This is a genomic window from Amycolatopsis sp. WAC 01376 (assembly GCF_003947415.1).
Lineage (GTDB): Bacteria > Actinomycetota > Actinomycetes > Mycobacteriales > Pseudonocardiaceae > Amycolatopsis.
On record NZ_QHKL01000003.1, the window covers coordinates 1,171,936 to 1,188,232 of the forward strand.

The following is a 16,297-nucleotide window of genomic DNA, read 5'->3' on the forward strand; positions in this document are numbered from 1 at the left end:
TCACGGACCAGGCCGCCACTTGCGCCCCAGCAGCACCACCAGTCACAAACGGCCGCCGAAGTACATGAAGGACCCCTTCCTTGCGCCTAGGTACAGGAAGGGGTCCTTCATGTCTCCACAAAACAATCAGGCGTGCTTGATTTTTCCGGCGCCGGGTGCCAGCCTGAAGAAGACGCGAGGAGGCGGGCATGGCTGACCTGGGCGTGATCCTTGGGGATCTCGCGGCGGAATCGCAGGCCATCGACGACGTGGTGGCGGACCTGCCCGCGTCGGACTGGGCGCGGCGGACCCCGGCCGAAGGCTGGACGATCGCCCATCAGATCGCTCATCTGGCCTGGACGGACAAGAAGGCGCTGATCGCGGCGCGCGGTTCCGAGGCCGAGTGGCAGGCCGAGATCGAAGGGCTGCTCGCGACGGGCGAGTCCTACGTCGACGATGGCGCAGCGGAGGGCGCGAAGACGCCGCCTCGTGAGCTGCTGGCCGAGTGGCGCGCCGGCCGCGCGCTGCTCCCCGAAGCGCTCGCCGCGGTGCCCGATGGGCAGAAGATCCCCTGGTACGGCCCGCCGATGAGCGCCGCGTCCATGGTGACCGCGCGGCTCATGGAGACCTGGGCGCACGGCCAGGACATCTTCGACGCGCTCGGCCTGGAGCGGGAGAACACGGCCAGGATCTGGCATATCGCCCGGTTCGGGACCCGCACCCGCGACTTCGCCTACAAACTCAACTCGCTCTCCCCTCCCGCCGCGGAATTCCGCGTCGAGCTGACCGCGCCCGACGGCACCACCTGGGCGTTCGGCCCCGAGGACGCCGAGCAGCGGCTCACCGGGAGCGCGGTCGACTTCTGCCTCGTCATCACCCAGCGGCGTCATCCCGCCGACACCGACCTGGTCGCCACGGGCAAGGACGTCGAGGAATGGCTCGGGATCGCGCAGGCCTTCGCCGGGCCTCCCGGCGCCGGACGGAAACCGGGGCAGTTCGCATGACCCCGATCAGGATCGGCAACGCGTCCGGGTTCTACGGCGACCGGTTCTCCGCCGTCCACGAGATGCTCACCGGCGGCCCGCTCGATGTGCTGACCGGCGACTACCTTGCCGAGTTGACCATGCTGATCCTCGGCCGCGACCGGATGAAGGACCCGAATCGCGGGTACGCCAAGACCTTTCTGCGCCAGATGGAGCAGAATCTCGCGCTGGCGAAGGAAAAGGGCGTCAAGATCGTGGCGAACGCCGGTGGGCTCAACCCCGCCGGTCTCGCGGACGCGCTTCGTGAACTGGCCGCGAAACTCGGCGTCGACGTCGCCATCGCGCACGTCGAGGGCGACGACCTCGTCCAGCGGGCGGAAGAACTCGGCTTCGGCAAGACCCTGACCGCCAACGCGTATCTCGGTGCCTGGGGGATCGCGGAATGCCTGAACGCGGGCGCCGACATCGTGGTGACCGGACGTGTCACCGACGCGTCGGTGATCGTCGGCCCGGCTGCCGCGCACTTCGGCTGGGCGCGCGACGACTACGACGCGTTGGCGGGCGCGGTCGCGGCAGGGCACGTGATCGAATGCGGTACGCAGGCCACCGGTGGCAACTACGCCTTCTTCACCGAGCACGAGATCGGCGTCCCGGGGTTCCCGATCGCCGAGATCTCCGCCGACGGCTCCAGCGTGATCACCAAACATCCCGGCACGGGCGGCGTGGTGAACGCCGGAACCGTTACCGCGCAACTGCTCTACGAGATCACCGGCGCCCGCTACGCCGGGCCCGACGTCACGGCGCGGTTCGACACGCTGTCGCTCACCGAGGACGGCCCGGACCGCGTCCGGATCAGCGGCGTCACGGGTGAGCCGCCGCCTCCGACACTCAAGGTCTGCCTGAACGGGCTCGGTGGTTTCCGCAACGAGACGACGTTCGTCCTGACCGGACTCGACATCGAGGCGAAAGCCGCGCTGGTCAAGGAACAACTCGAAGGCGCGCTCAAGGCCAGGCCGCCGGCGGACGTCCAGTGGACCCTTGCCCGCACCGACCGTTCCGACGCCGAAACCGAGCAGCAGGCGAGTGCTCTGCTGCACGTCGCGGTGAAGGACGCCGATCCGGAGGTCGCCGGGCGCGCGTTCAGCGGTGCGGCGATCGAACTCGCGCTGGCGAGCTACCCCGGCTTCCACGTCACCGCGCCGCCCGCGGCCGCCTCGCCCTACGGCGTGTACCGGCCCGCGTACGTCGACGCGCACGAGGTGCCGCACGTCGCCGTCCTGCCGGACGGGACGCGCCGCGACATCGCACCCGCCGCCGAAACACTGCCTCTGTCCGAAGTGGACGAAATCCGGTCGCCCGCGCCCTTCACCCAGGCACAGGTCCGCCGGACACCGCTGGGCAGGGTGATCGGCGCCCGCAGCGGCGACAAGGGCGGCAACGCGAACGTCGGTGTCTGGGCGCGCTCCGACGAGGCGTGGCGCTGGCTCGCGCACCGGCTCACCGTCACCGAGTTCAAACTGCTGCTCCCGGAGACCGCGGACCTCGAGGTCCGGCGGCATCTGCTCCCGAACCTGCGGGCGATCAACTTCGTCGTCGAAGGCATCCTCGGCGAGGGTGTCGCGTCGCAGGCGCGGTTCGACCCGCAGGCGAAGGCACTCGGGGAATGGCTGCGCTCCCGCGAGATCGACATCCCGGAGGCCCTCCTGTGACCGACCCCTTCGCCACGCCGGAACGCGCCGAACTGCGCAAGACCGTGCGGCGGTTCGCCGAAACCGAGATCCTGCCCCACCTCGAAGGCTGGGAGCGCGAGGGCGAACTGCCCCGCGACCTGCACCGCAAGGCCGGGGAACTCGGGCTGCTCGGCGTCGGCTTCCCCGAAGAGGCCGGTGGCGGTGGCGGTGACTACCTCGACGCGGTGGTCATCGCCGAGGAACTGCACTACGCGGGCGGTTCCGGCGGCCTGTTCGCCTCGCTGTTCACCTGCGGCATCGCCGTCCCGCATATCGCGGCGGCAGGCGATCCGGTGCAGATCGAACGCTGGGTCCGGCCGGCACTGGAAGGCAACAAGATCGGCTCGCTCGCGGTCACCGAACCCGACGGCGGCTCCGACGTCGCCGGGATCCGCACCACCGCGGTGCGCGAAGGCGACGAGTACGTCATCAACGGGGCCAAGACCTTCATCACCTCGGGTTGCCGCGCCGACTTCGTGACCACCGTGGTCCGCACCGGTGAGGCAGGCGCCCATGGGCTCTCGCTCATCGTGGTCGAGCGCGGTACGCCGGGTTTCACCGTCTCCCGCAAGCTGGAGAAGATGGGCTGGCTCTGCTCGGACACCGCCGAGTTGTCCTATGTGGACGTCCGCGTGCCCGCGGAGAACCTGATCGGCGCCGAGAACAGCGGTTTCGCGCAGGTCGCCACCCAGTTCGTCACCGAGCGGGTCTCGCTGGCGGTGCAGGGCTACGCGCACGCGCAGCGAGCGCTCGACCTGACGCTGGACTGGTGCCGCCTGCGCGAGACCTTCGGCCGCTCGCTGATCTCCCGTCAGCTGGTGCAGCACAAGCTCACCGAGATGGCGCGCAAGATCGACGTCGCCCGCACCTACACCCGGCAGGTCGCCCAGCGGCACGTCGCGGGCGAAGAGGTCATCGCCGAAGCCTGTTTCGCGAAGAACACCGCCGTCGAGACCGCCGAATGGGTGGTCAACGAGGCCGTGCAGCTGCACGGCGGACTCGGCTACATGCGAGAGTCCGAAGTGGAGCGTCACTACCGTGACGTGCGCATCCTCGGTATCGGCGGCGGGACCAACGAGATCCTCACCGGCTTGGCCGCGAAGCGATTGGGATACACCGCATGAGCACGATACGGTCCACTGTGGACACGCGGAGCGAGGAGTTCGCCACCAACCGCGAGTCTATGCTCGGCAAGCTGGCCGAGATCGACGGCGAGCACGCCAAGGCGATCGCGGGCGGCGGAGAGAAGTACGTCGCCCGCCACCGCAAACGCGGCAAACTGCTGGCCCGCGAACGGATCGAGCTTCTCCTCGACGAGGACTCGCCGTTCCTGGAGCTGTCGCCGCTGGCGGCCTGGGGTTCGGACTACCAGGTCGGCGCCAGCGTGATCACCGGGATCGGCGTCGTCGAAGGCGTCGAGTGCATGATCTCGGCGAGCGACCCGACGGTCAAAGGCGGGGCGAGCAACCCGTGGACGGCCAAGAAGAGCTACCGCGCCGCGGACATCGCCGCGCAGAACCGCCTGCCGGTGATCAACCTCGTCGAGTCCGGCGGCGCGGATCTGCCGACGCAGAAAGAGATCTTCATCCCCGGCGGACGGATCTTCCGCGACATCACGCGTTCGTCGGCGGCGAAGGTGCCCACGATCGCCCTGGTGTTCGGCAACTCGACCGCCGGCGGCGCGTACCTGCCCGGCATGTCGGACTACGTCGTGATGGTCAAGGAACGGGCGAAGGTGTTCCTCGGCGGGCCGCCGCTGGTCAAGATGGCCACCGGTGAGGAGTCCGACGACGAATCGCTCGGCGGCGCCGAGATGCACGCCCGTACCTCCGGTCTGGCCGACTACCTCGCGGCGGACGAAGAGGACGCGATCCGGCTCGGCCGCAGCATCGTCAAACGGCTCAACTGGTCCAAACAGGGGCCGACGCCGAAGCCGGATTACGCCGAGCCGCTGTACTCCGCCGAGGACCTGCTCGGCATCGTGCCCACCGACCTCAAGGTGCCGTTCGACCCGCGCGAGGTGATCGCCAGGGTCGCCGACGGTTCGGACTTCGACGAGTTCAAACCCTTGTACGGCAGCAGCCTCGCCACCGGCTGGGCGAGCATCCACGGCTACCCGGTCGGCATCCTCGCCAACGCGCAAGGCGTGCTCTTCGGCGAGGAGTCGCAGAAGGCCGCGCAGTTCATCCAGCTGGCCAACCAGATCGACACGCCGCTGGTCTTCCTGCACAACACCACCGGCTACATGGTCGGCAAGGAATACGAGCAGAGCGGCATCATCAAACACGGCGCGATGATGATCAACGCCGTGTCGAACTCCAAGGTGCCGCATCTGTCGGTGCTCATGGGTGCCTCGTACGGCGCCGGGCATTACGGCATGTGCGGCCGGGCCTACGATCCCCGGTTCCTTTTCGCTTGGCCCAGCGCGAAATCCGCGGTCATGGGGCCGCAGCAGCTGGCGGGCGTGCTGTCCATCGTGGCCCGCGCCGCCGCCGCGTCGCGAGGCCAGGACTACAACGAGGAACACGACGCCGCCATGCGCGCCATGGTGGAGGGGCAGATCGAAGCGGAGTCGATGCCGATGTTCCTCTCCGGGATGCTCTACGACGACGGGATCATCGATCCCCGCGACACCCGCACGGTGCTCGGGCTCAGCCTGTCCGTGATCCACAATGGACCAGTGAAGGGCGCCGAAGGCTTCGGCGTCTTCAGGATGTGAGCGGCATGATCGAGAAATTGCTGGTCGCCAACCGCGGCGAGATCGCCCGCCGCGTGTTCCGCACCTGTCGCGACGCCGGAATCGGCACCGTCGCGGTGTTCTCCGACGCGGACGCCGACGCGCCGCACACCGCCGAGGCGGACGTCGCCGTCCGCTTGCCGGGCAACGCGCCCTCCGATACCTACCTGCGGGCCGAACTCCTGATCAAGGCGGCCGTCGAGACCGGCGCCGACGCGATCCACCCCGGCTACGGCTTCCTGTCCGAGAACGCCGCGTTCGCCCGCGCCGTGATCGACGCCGGGCTCACCTGGGTCGGGCCGCCACCGGAAGCCATCGAGAGCATGGGCTCCAAGGTCGAGTCCAAGCGGATGATGGCCGACGCCGGTGTCCCGATCCTGTCCGAATTGGATCCGGCCGAGGTCACCGAGGCCGATCTTCCCTTGCTGGTCAAGGCTTCCGCCGGGGGTGGCGGACGTGGCATGCGCGTCGTGCGCTCGCTCGGCGAACTCGCCGAAGCCGTCGAAGGCGCGAGTGCGGAGGCCGCCTCGGCGTTCGGCGACCCGACCGTGTTCTGCGAGCGGTACCTGGAGACCGGCCGTCACATCGAGGTGCAGGTGCTCGCCGACACGCACGGCACGGTGTGGGCGGTGGGGGAGCGGGAGTGCTCGATCCAGCGCCGCCACCAGAAGGTCGTCGAAGAGGCGCCGTCGCCGTTCGTCGACGAAACCATGCGAGAGGCGCTGTTCGACGCCGCCCGCAAGGCCGCGCAGGCGATCGACTACGTCGGCGCCGGGACGGTCGAGTTCCTCGCCGGACCGGACGGGCGGTTCTACTTCCTGGAGATGAACACCCGGCTCCAGGTGGAGCATCCGGTCACCGAGGCCACGACCGGACTCGACCTCGTCTCGTTGCAACTGCGGATCGCCGAGGGCGAGCACCTCCCGATCGAGGAACCGGAGACGCGGGGCCACGCGATCGAGGTCCGGCTTTACGCCGAAGATCCGGCCGCGGGCTGGCAGCCGCAGAGCGGCACCTTGCACCGCTTCGCAGTGCCCGCCGCGCAACGGGAATTCGAAGTCGGGCCGGGTGTCCGGCTGGATTCCGGTTTCGTCAGCGGCCAGACCGTCGGCGTGCACTACGACCCGATGCTCGCCAAGGTCATCGCCTACGCCCCGGATCGCCGGAGCGCGGCGCGGGCACTGGCAGGCGCCTTGGCCGGAGCGGAGATCCACGGCGTGGTGACCAACCGCGACCTGCTGGTGAACGTCCTGCGCCACGAGGCCTTCCTCGCCGGCGAGACCGACACGGCGTTCTTCGACCGGCACGGACTCGAAACCCTGGCCCGTCCACTGGCCACTGTGGACACCGTACGGATTTCGGCGCTGGCCGCCGCCTTGGCGGGTGCGGCCGCGAACCGCTCGCAAGCGCGAGTGCAGGAGCGGCTGCCGAGCGGCTGGCGCAACGTCCACTCCCAGGGACAGCGCAAACGTTTCCGCACCGGCGAAGACGAGATCGAGGTCGTCTACACCCTCGGCCGTGACGGTCTGCGTGCCGACGGTTTCGAAGGCGTCGAACTGGTTTCCGCCGAGAGCGACGGTGTGGTCCTGGAAGTGTCCGGGGTGCGGCGGAAGTTCGCCGTCGCCCGGTACGGCGGCACGGTGTACGTCGATTCGCCGGAAGGCGCGGTCGAGCTGGCTGTGGTGCCGAGGTACACCGATCCCGACGCGGCGCTCGCCGCCGGATCGCTGGTGGCGCCGATGCCGGGCACGGTCGTCCGGCTCGCGGTCGAAGCGGGCGACACCGTCAAGACCGGCGATCCGTTGCTGTGGCTCGAAGCGATGAAGATGGAACACCGGATCGCGGCGCCGGCCGACGGCGTCGTGACGGAACTCCCGGTGGTGGTCGGACAACAGGTCGAAGTGGGCACGATCCTCGCGGTGGTAGGAGACAACGAATGAACGCGATGAACTTCACCGAGCCCGAGGAGCGCGTCGCGCTGCGGGCCGCCGTCGCCGAACTCGGCAAGAAGTACGGGCACGAGTACTACGCGAAACAGGCCCGTGCCGGGCTCAAGACCGACGAGCTGTGGGCCGAGGCCGGACGGCTCGGCTACCTCGGCGTGAACCTGCCCGAGGAGTACGGCGGCGGGGGAGCGGGCATCGCGGATCTCGCCGCGGTGCTCGAAGAACTCGCCGCGGCGGGCTGCCCGCTGCTGCTCATGGTCGTCTCGCCGGCGATCTGCGGCACGGTCATCTCGCGGTTCGGCACCGAGGAACAGAAGAAGCGCTGGCTGCCCGGGATCGCCGACGGCAGCGGGCGGATGGTCTTCGCGATCACCGAACCGGACGCCGGGTCGAACTCGCACAAGATCACCACCACCGCGAAACGCGACGGCGACGGCTGGGTCCTCAGTGGACGGAAGGTCTTCATCTCCGGTGTCGACGAGGCGGACGCCGTCCTGGTCGTCGGCCGCATGGAGGACGCGAAGACCGGCAAGCTCAAGCCCGCGCTGTTCACCGTCCCGACCGACGCTCCCGGCTTCGAGTACAAGCAGATCGAGATGGACATCATCTCGCCGGAGAAGCAGTTCGGCCTGTTCCTCGACGACGTCCACCTGCCCGCCGACGCGCTCGTCGGCGAGGAGGACGCGGCGATCGCGCAGCTGTTCGCCGGGCTCAACCCCGAACGCATCATGGGCGCGTCGTTCTCGCTCGGCATCGCCCGCTACGCGCTGGGCAAGGCCGTCTCCTACGCCAACGAGCGCAAGGTGTGGGGCGCGCCGATCGGCACCCACCAGGGTCTCGCGCATCCGCTGGCCGAGATCAAGATCGAGCTGGAACTGGCCAAGCTGATGACGCAGAAGGCGGCGTCGCTGTACGACTCCGGCGACGATTTCGGCTCGGGCGAGTCGGCGAACATGCCCAAGTACGCCGCCGCCGAGGTCGCCATCCGCGCGGTCGACCAGGCCGTGCAGACCCACGGCGGCAACGGCCTCGCCAGCGAGTACGGGCTGGGCACGCTGGTCACGGCCGTCCGGCTGGGCCGGATCGCGCCGGTGAGCCGCGAGATGGTGCTCAACTTCGTCGGCCAGCACAGCCTCGGCCTGCCCCGCTCCTACTGAGAGGCGCGAATCATGAGCACGCTCCACGGCAAGACGATCATCATTTCCGGTGGCAGCCGGGGGATCGGCGAGGCCATCGCGGTTCGCGCCGCCCGCGACGGCGCGAACATTGCGCTGCTGGCCAAGACCGCCGAGCCGCATCCCAAACTGCCGGGGACGCTCTACACCGCGGCCAAGGCGATCGAGGACGCCGGCGGGCAGGCGCTGCCGATCGTCGGCGACGTCCGCGACGACACGTCGGTCGAGGCCGCGGTGGCGCGGACCGCGGAGCAGTTCGGCGGTATCGACATCGTCCTCAACAACGCCAGCGCGATCGACCTGACGCCGACCGAAGCGATCAGCATGAAGCGTTACGACCTGATGCAGGACGTCAACGCGCGCGGTTCGTTCCTGCTGTCGAAACTCGCCATCCCGTACCTGAAACTGTCGGAGAACGCGCATATCCTGACGCTGTCGCCGCCGATCAGCCTCGACGAGAAGTGGTTCCAGACCGGGCATCTCGCGTACAGCATCGCGAAGTACTCGATGAGCCTGGTGACCGTCGGGCTCGCCGCGGAACTGCGGCAGTTCGGGATCGCGGCGAACTCGCTGTGGCCGCGGACCACCATCGACACCGCGGCGATCCGCAACGTCGTCGGCGCCGAACTCGCGGCGAAGTCGCGGACGCCGGAGATCATGGCGGACGCGGCGCACGCGATCCTCACCAAACCGGCCCGCGAGGCGTCCGGGCACTTCTACATCGACGACGAGGTGCTCGCCGCCGAAGGGGTCACGGACTTCTCGAAGTACCGCATCGGTGAGCGCGAAGAAGACCTGCAACTCGATTTCTGGGTCGAAGCACATACCCCAGAATCAGGGCCATGATCCGCGAACCACAGCAGGAGCGAAGCCGCACGACCCGGCGGCGGCTGGTCGAAGCCGCCGTCGAGACGATCGGGGAGCTCGGCTGGAACGGGACCACCGTCGCGCTGATCGCCGAACGCGCCGGGGTCTCGCGCGGTGCCGCCCAGCATCACTTCCCGACCAGGGAGGATCTGGTCGCGGCCGCGGTCGAGCGCGTCGGCGAGATCCAGATCGTGGAACTGCGTGCCCGCGCGGCGGAACTGCCGTCGGGGCGCTCGCGGATCGAGCGGGCCGTCGACATGGTGCTCAACCTCTACAGCGGGCCGATGTTCCGTGCCGCGCTTCATCTGTGGGTGGCGGCGTCGACCGACGAGTCGCTGCGCGCGACCCTGGTGCCGCTGGAGGCCCGGGTCGGCAGGGAGGCGCACCGGGTGACCGTCGAACTGCTCGGCGTCGACGAGTCCCACCAGGGCGTTCGCGAGCTGGTCCAGGCCACTCTCGATCTTGCCCGCGGCCTGGGCCTGGCGAACCTGCTGACCGATGACACCAAGCGGCGCAAGCAGATCGTGGCGCAGTGGGCGCGGGTACTGGAGCCCACCCTGGCGTCCGCGAAGATCTCACGGAACCGAAAAGTCAACGACAACGTCTGAGATGTTGTTAACACTGATGGAGCAGCGACCGATAACACCGTGTAAGTGCTGCTGATTCAGGTGGCTGATCGAGAGAGGTACAAACCGGTGTCCGGTTCAGAGGTCGAACTGTCCCATCGAGCCATGGCGATGCTGCGAGCGGTCGCGGCGCGCCGTGCCCAGATGTCGTGCAGCTGCGAGCCGGATCTTTTCATCGACGGGTTCGCCTGTTGCGATCAGATGACCGCGCACGCGCTGGCTCACGGTGGCTACATCCGCCCCGCCGAGTCCACCGGCCTCTCCGCGGTCACCGGCCGCGTGCCCGCCGAGCTGGCCGAGGCGGGCGAGGCCGCGATCGCGGTCACCGCGGCTGCCTGACCTTTCACCGCATCGTCCGTCCGCAGTGGACGACGATCGTTTACAACCGCCTCCCGCGTTCCTAGGATCCACCCCGGGATGAGGCCGTCGCGCGATCGACGGACCGGGTTGGGAGGTGCCGATGGCACGCATGGCTCGTCGCGATGCCAGTGGGGACGCCCTGAGCCCGCCACGGCCGACGCGGTGGCAGGGCACCTTTACCGCCCTTCGCGAGCTGAAAGACCAGGTCGTGCCCTGCCGACGTCGATCGCGGACGCGGGTTCACCAACAGACACTGAGCGAGTTGATGCGGAAAGCCGGTGCGTCGCCCCGTCGCCGGGGACCGCGCGGGCCCCGACACCGTGCTCCGGACACCGCCGCTCCCGGCAACGGGAAGATCCGGCGGATTTCGGCGCTTTCGGCGGGCGGAGTCGTCGTCGGCGGTGTGCTGGTCTTCCTGCTCACTCCGGCCGACCCGGTCGAGGTCGTCCCGGGGACGCCGCTCCCGCCGCCGTCGCTGATCATCGCCCCGCAGGCTGTCGATGCCCCGGATGACACGGCTTCTCCGACCACCCCGTCGGGGCCTTCGGGCGGCAGTGTCGCGCCCCCGCCACCCATGACGGCGTCGATGCACGGCTCGGAGACGCCGTCACCGACGCCCACCCCGGTCCGTGAGGAACGGCCGGATCCGCGCGCCGGTCACCACGAGTGGTATGACGACTGGTACCACGGCGGATATCCGGGTGGCGGCCGCTGGCCGCAGTGGGGCAAATAGCGCCGTTCGGGTGACCGGCGGCGTCGCTCACCGTCGAACAAGAATCACGATTCGCTCCGGCTCTCGTCCTTTCGTGTCTGGTGCCCCTTTTCCCGTGTGCGGGCTTCGGCCCGGTATCTACGATGGTTCGCACTCTCCATTTATTCCGGAGCAGAGCGAGGGGCTGAACAGGAAAAATGAGTGTGGGGCGACATTCTCCCGCGGTGCAGCTCGCCCGGAGAATGCTGATCAATCGTGAGGTCGGGAATCCGTCCCGTCAGCAGCCGGTGACGCTGCTGCTCGGGCCGGTCGGTTCGGGTAAGACCACGGCACTGGAAGCGATCCGTCAGGATCTGGGCTGGGGTGTCGTGCACGCCGGATTCGATTTCGGGCACGGCGGCAGGGCGGGCACGATCGACGTGCTCACGAAACTGGCCTACTCGTTGTCGAGTAAATGGCGGAATCGGCCGAAACCGCAGTTCGTTCGTTTCACCATCGCGCTGATCGCGGTTCAAGCGGAGCTTTCCGGGCGAAATCGTGACGAAGATCTGGTGCAGCTGAAATCGTTGATCAACAGTTTCCATGGAATCATCTGGACACCGGCGCTGGACAAGGCGCTCGCCACGCTGACCGAGGCGGCGAAGGCGACCGGCCTCGTCGAACCGCCGTATGCGGATCTGTTCCGCCAGACGTTCCCGCATCTGGTCCGGAACATCCGGCCGCGGCTCGGCAAGGCGCTGCGGTCGCTGGCCGACTTCCCCAACGCCGAAGGGAGATCCCCGTTCGACGCGCTGCTCGAACTCAACCGGCTCGCGCACGGTACCGCCCGTGACGCCAAGGCCGTCACCGAATGGCTGATGGCGGCGTTCCTCGGCGACGTCCGGGAGAACCATCCGCGGATGGCGAGACCGGAGGAGAAGAGCCCTTGCGCCTGCGACATCACGCAGCAGCGCAGGCACTGGCACAACTGGGTGGTGGTACTCGACGACGTCGACCACGCCGGCGGGACCGAGTTCCTCGCCCATCTGATCACCGCACGGGAACGGCACGCCGTCCAGCATCCGAACGACCGGGAGGCCCACGACGCGCTGCTGGTCATCGCCACCAGCGGGCGGTGGCACGACGATTGGGGCACCGCCTGGCTGGCGCCGTGGAAACCCGCCTCCGGCGCGCCGTCCGCCGTCCGGCCGATGGTGGACTGCGAAGAGGCCTCCTACGACGACTGGGCGAACCCCGCCCACGGCGCGCTCGATTCGGCGTACTACCCGGTCCGGATCTCGCCTCAGCCGATCGGGCGGATCGCGCGCGTCCTCGATTCCGGCGCGCTGACCCCGAAGGTCACGCTCGCGCACCGAGCGACCGGCGGGCTGCCGTCGGCGGTCGAGCAGCTCGCGACGCGGTTGCGGGAGAGCGACGTGCGAGAAGGCGACCGCGGCCTGCTCACCACCGATCCCCGCGGTGAGCAGGATCCTTGCTACCGCAGGCTGGCCGAACTCGGCCTGACCGAGCATCTCGACGACGTCGACCTCGACGACTTCGTGACCGCGGCCCCGTTCGCGACCGCGCCCTGGCTGATCCCGGACGCCGCGCAGAGCCGGATCGACCAGCCGCACGTCGGGCGGATCCTGACCGAGCTGCGCACCTCGTTGTGGGTGACGGCGAGGAACTCGCCCGGTACGACGGACGACCAAGCGGCGCTGCATCCGTGGATCGCCGCGAACCTGGTGTCCGCACTGGCCAGGCGCGGGGACGGGCCGACCTACACGGATCAGTTCAAGGCCCTGCGCGACGACCCGGACACCGCACAGGATCCGGTGCGCCTGGCCTATTGCAACCTCGCGCTGGGCGACATCGGCGAGGTGGTCACCTTCTTCGAGCGGGAGTTCAACCGGATCCCGCACGCGGAATGGGTCGCGAAGCTCGAACTGGTCCTCAACGCGCCCGACGATCTGCCACCCGGGCGGGATCACGCGGAGCTGTACGAAGAACTCGTCAAACTGGACAACGCGCGATGCCCGGACGACCGGTCCGACATCCGGAACAACGTCGCCCGGCTCATCGCGGCGGGCTGGCTGACCGCCGACCCCTTCGCGGTCCGCGGGCAGGGCCAGCACCAGGTGATCGCGAACGCCTTCGCAGCGCTGGCCACCACCTCGCACCAGCCGGACGTCGGCGCGCTCGTGTCGGCCAAGGAAGCCGCGCGGCGCGGCGAATTCCCCTGAACCTGAACGGAACTCTGTGATGTCCTGGCTCGATTCGTTGAGAACACGTATGTCCGAGGCCCGTGAACGCGCGGTGACGGGGCCGCCGGTGCGGCCACGGGGCTGGGGGCGCCGCCATCGGGTGCTGCTGATCGCGGTCGTGGCCCTGCTGGTGAGTGCCGTGCTGCTGGGGATCAGACCCTGGGAGTCCTGCGGTCCGGGGCTGCGGGCGGTGGACGCGGACAAGGATTCGGTCGGCTCGTCGTACGTCTGCGTCGGGCTGAACCTCGACTCCGGCCCGGTGCGGGACGACGACCCGCTCGACCCACTCGAAAAGCTCATCAAGAGCCGCAACGAGAAGGCGGGCGACAACTTCAAGACCATCGTGATGCTGGAGAACCTCACGCCCGATCCGAAGGTCGACAGCCAGCCGTTCCCGTTCATCCAGCGGGAGGTCCAGGGCGCGATCACCGCCGCCTGGCCGAAGAACGGGCCCCCGGGGATCAAGCTCCTGCTGGCCAACTACGGGAGCAACGCCGACCACTGGCGTGTCGCCGCCGAAGAGATCGTCGCGGCGGCCGCGGCCCAGCGCATCGTGGCGGTCACCGCTGTCGGCAACAGTTCGGAGAACAGCCGGGCGCTGGTGGCCGAGCTGTCCCGGCACGGCATCGCCACGATCGGCGCGACCCCCACCGCGGACAACATGAACACCGATCCGAAGGGCGTGCGGATCGACAACTTCTTCCGGGTGGGCCCCACGAACACCGACGAGGCCCGCGCCGCGGCCGGATACATCGCCGCGCACGGTTTCAAGCGCGTGATGATGATCCAGGGAGTGAGCAAGGAGGACACCTACGCGACCACGCTCGCCGAGGCGTTCCAGAACTCGTCGAAGATCCCGGTCATCTTCACGAAGACCTACGACGTCAAGCCGTTCACCGACATTTCGCGTGAGGGCTATCTGCGAGGTCTGTTCAGTAAGTGGCACAACGACATCTGCGGCGCGAGGCCCGATCTGATCTACTTCGCCGGCCGTGGGCTCGATGTCGGCGCCCTCGTGCCGGCGCTGGCGGGCGACGGCGCCTGCGAAGGGCTGGACACGGTGACCGTGATGACCGGGGACGACGCGAGCACACTCGCCGGGAACCCCCTGCCGTTGAACGGGGACATCAGTGTCCGTCTTCGCTACACGGCACTCGCCTATCCCGACCAGTGGGATATGTTCACCGCCGATCCGGCGCATCCGGCGTACAAGAAGAACTACGACAACTTCGTCGCCGAATTCACCGGAACCCACGGATTTCCCAAGGCGGAACTGTGGGACGGCGCCGCGATGATCGAACACGACGCCGTCGCCGCGGCGGTCGAAGCGGCGGTGCAGAACGTGTCGGCGGATCCCGTTTCGGTGGCGGATGTGTTGCGCGCCATCGACTGCAACTCCCCGGTGCCCGGCGCTACCGGATTCGTCGCCTTCGACCAGGCGACCGGGAACCAGCTCGACAAGGCGTTGCCGATCCTGTCCATCGACCCGGACGGTTCGGTGCATCCGGTCGACCTCGTGTGGTCGCGCGGGCGGCCGTTGAACACGAAGGCGGACTGCGGTCGCTGAAGGGCGAAGGTCGTGAAGGGGTCGTGAGTGGTAATGATCGTTCTAACGACACTTACCACTCACGACCCCCATCGAGAACCGCACATCTAGCCATCATTCAGACACTTCACCGCTCGAAGGTGTCCCTTGTGGGCACTCAGGGGCTTGACGCATGCCTTGAGTAGCTCACGACCCTGAACCGAACAGCGGTTAGGCGACTTTGCCGGGACCCTGACCTCGAGAGCAGGGAAGGAGGCCTTCACGGACTGACACCGGTGGGGAACGGAAGTCAGCCGGTGTAACCCGCCACGATCTTGGTGTAGTCGTACTTGCCCTGCGCGATTCCCGCGCAGTTGTCGCAGTCGCGGTTCACCGCCCAGAACGACAGCCGGGCGAGATGTTTGCTCGCCGCGTAGTCGCGGATGGCCCGGAAGTCGGCGACGCTGACGGTTTCACCCGCCACGTCGGTCTTCCCGTTCATCGACGAAAGCCCGCTGCGCCGGTAGGCCGCGTCGTCGCTCAGGCCGAAGGTGGACTTCACGACGTTCTTCAATCCGTCCACGGCACTGCGGGTCTTGCCTGCCATGTCACCGCCGCTGGAGAAGTCGAACGGCATGACCGACCACGCGTCGACCCCCGCGCCGAGTGCCTTCGACCGGTTGATCAGCCGCTTCCCGTGTGCGTTGGGGCCGCCGACCTCGGTCGGGATGGTGATGACCACGCGCAGGCCGGGGTTCTTCTGCTTCGTGATCTTGACGGCGTTCAGGATCCGGTCCTGGACCGTGTAGTTCTCGAATTCGTCGGTGTTTTCGACGTCGAGGTCGATCGCCTTGAGTTTGTAGGCGTCGATGACCTTCTGGTAGGCGCCGGCGAGTGCCGCGGGGGTGCCGCATTTCGGGCCGAGTTTCGTGCCGGACCAGCCGCCGAACGACGGGATGACGTCGCCGCCCTTCGCCCGGATGTTGGCGATCATCGTGGCGTCGGCACCGGTGAGTGAACGGCTGCCGTCCCATTTCGGGTTGCAGCCGCCGTCGGAGAGGATGAACGCGAGGGTGAACGCCTTGACCCCGGTGGCGTTCATCGCGGCGATCGGATCCGTCTGTCCCGACCATTGGTACAGATAGGGCGAAGCGAGCACCGCGTCCGGGGCCGCCGAGGCGACAGGGGCGAGGCCGACGGCCGTGGCGAGCGCGGTGCCGACGGTGGTGGCCAAGGTCGCCCAGCGTCGTAGGGATTTCATCGGTCCTCCAACTGGTACGCGCGCGGCGAGGGCGCGCAGGTGTGGAGCACCTCCGTCTTGACGCGGCGGATCAACCGGGAGGTAACTGTGTGCTCACTCACAGTGGACTGGACCAATGAGGACTGTCAAGAATTCACCGGAATTCCCGGGGGA

General features: G+C 68.4%; 13 protein-coding genes. 12 read left to right on the forward strand and 1 reads right to left on the reverse strand.

The genetic code is table 11. The features are described from left to right. Window positions 1-188 precede the first annotated feature (188 nt). From DMH03_RS22290 to DMH03_RS22345, 12 genes are all read left to right on the forward strand, one after another. The gene (locus DMH03_RS22290; protein WP_125793864.1) at window positions 189-983 is read left to right on the forward strand and encodes a TIGR03084 family metal-binding protein; all 795 of its coding nucleotides are present in this window, start codon (window positions 189-191) and stop codon (window positions 981-983) included. Beyond that, a complete protein-coding gene (locus tag DMH03_RS22295) occupies window positions 980-2,671 on the forward strand; it encodes an acyclic terpene utilization AtuA family protein (protein ID WP_125793865.1) in 1,692 nt (563 codons plus the stop codon). Before DMH03_RS22290 ends, DMH03_RS22295 begins: the two co-directional genes overlap by 4 nt. Further along, the gene (locus tag DMH03_RS22300) at window positions 2,668-3,816 is read left to right on the forward strand and encodes an acyl-CoA dehydrogenase family protein (protein WP_125793866.1); all 1,149 of its coding nucleotides are present in this window, start codon (window positions 2,668-2,670) and stop codon (window positions 3,814-3,816) included. The genes DMH03_RS22295 and DMH03_RS22300 overlap by 4 nt, the downstream gene beginning before the upstream one ends. Next, on the forward strand, window positions 3,813-5,411 hold the full coding sequence (locus DMH03_RS22305) for an acyl-CoA carboxylase subunit beta (RefSeq protein WP_199748968.1): 1,599 nt from the start codon (window positions 3,813-3,815) through the stop codon (window positions 5,409-5,411). The genes DMH03_RS22300 and DMH03_RS22305 overlap by 4 nt, the downstream gene beginning before the upstream one ends. A gap of 5 nt (window positions 5,412-5,416) precedes the next feature. Continuing rightward, window positions 5,417-7,369 carry a biotin carboxylase N-terminal domain-containing protein gene (locus DMH03_RS22310; RefSeq protein WP_125793867.1) on the forward strand — a complete coding sequence of 651 codons (1,953 nt, stop codon included), beginning with the start codon at window positions 5,417-5,419 and terminating at the stop codon, window positions 7,367-7,369. Further along, on the forward strand, window positions 7,366-8,532 hold the full coding sequence (locus DMH03_RS22315) for an acyl-CoA dehydrogenase family protein (protein ID WP_125793868.1): 1,167 nt from the start codon (window positions 7,366-7,368) through the stop codon (window positions 8,530-8,532). Before DMH03_RS22310 ends, DMH03_RS22315 begins: the two co-directional genes overlap by 4 nt. A 12-nt stretch (window positions 8,533-8,544) precedes the next feature. Continuing rightward, window positions 8,545-9,396 carry an NAD(P)-dependent oxidoreductase gene (locus DMH03_RS22320; protein WP_125793869.1) on the forward strand — a complete coding sequence of 284 codons (852 nt, stop codon included), beginning with the start codon at window positions 8,545-8,547 and terminating at the stop codon, window positions 9,394-9,396. Next, a complete protein-coding gene (locus DMH03_RS22325; protein ID WP_125793870.1) occupies window positions 9,393-10,025 on the forward strand; it encodes a TetR/AcrR family transcriptional regulator in 633 nt (210 codons plus the stop codon). Before DMH03_RS22320 ends, DMH03_RS22325 begins: the two co-directional genes overlap by 4 nt. Before the next feature lie 87 nt (window positions 10,026-10,112). Beyond that, entirely contained in the window at window positions 10,113-10,382 is a 270-nt protein-coding gene (locus tag DMH03_RS22330) for a hypothetical protein (protein ID WP_125793871.1), read from the forward strand. A 286-nt stretch (window positions 10,383-10,668) separates the two neighbouring features. Next, on the forward strand, window positions 10,669-11,136 hold the full coding sequence (locus DMH03_RS22335) for a hypothetical protein (RefSeq protein WP_125793872.1): 468 nt from the start codon (window positions 10,669-10,671) through the stop codon (window positions 11,134-11,136). A 221-nt stretch (window positions 11,137-11,357) separates the two neighbouring features. Next, a complete protein-coding gene (locus DMH03_RS22340; protein ID WP_233611582.1) occupies window positions 11,358-13,337 on the forward strand; it encodes a CobW-like GTP-binding protein in 1,980 nt (659 codons plus the stop codon). A gap of 49 nt (window positions 13,338-13,386) precedes the next feature. Beyond that, window positions 13,387-14,925: an ABC transporter substrate-binding protein gene (locus tag DMH03_RS22345; RefSeq protein WP_125793874.1), complete on the forward strand. Its 1,539-nt coding sequence runs from the start codon at window positions 13,387-13,389 to the stop codon at window positions 14,923-14,925. A gap of 268 nt (window positions 14,926-15,193) precedes the next feature. Here the strand turns inward: DMH03_RS22345 and DMH03_RS22350 are convergent, their stop codons facing one another. Then, the gene (locus DMH03_RS22350; RefSeq protein ID WP_125793875.1) at window positions 15,194-16,144 is read right to left on the reverse strand and encodes a chitinase; all 951 of its coding nucleotides are present in this window, start codon (window positions 16,142-16,144) and stop codon (window positions 15,194-15,196) included. Between the last annotated feature and the right edge of the window lie 153 nt (window positions 16,145-16,297).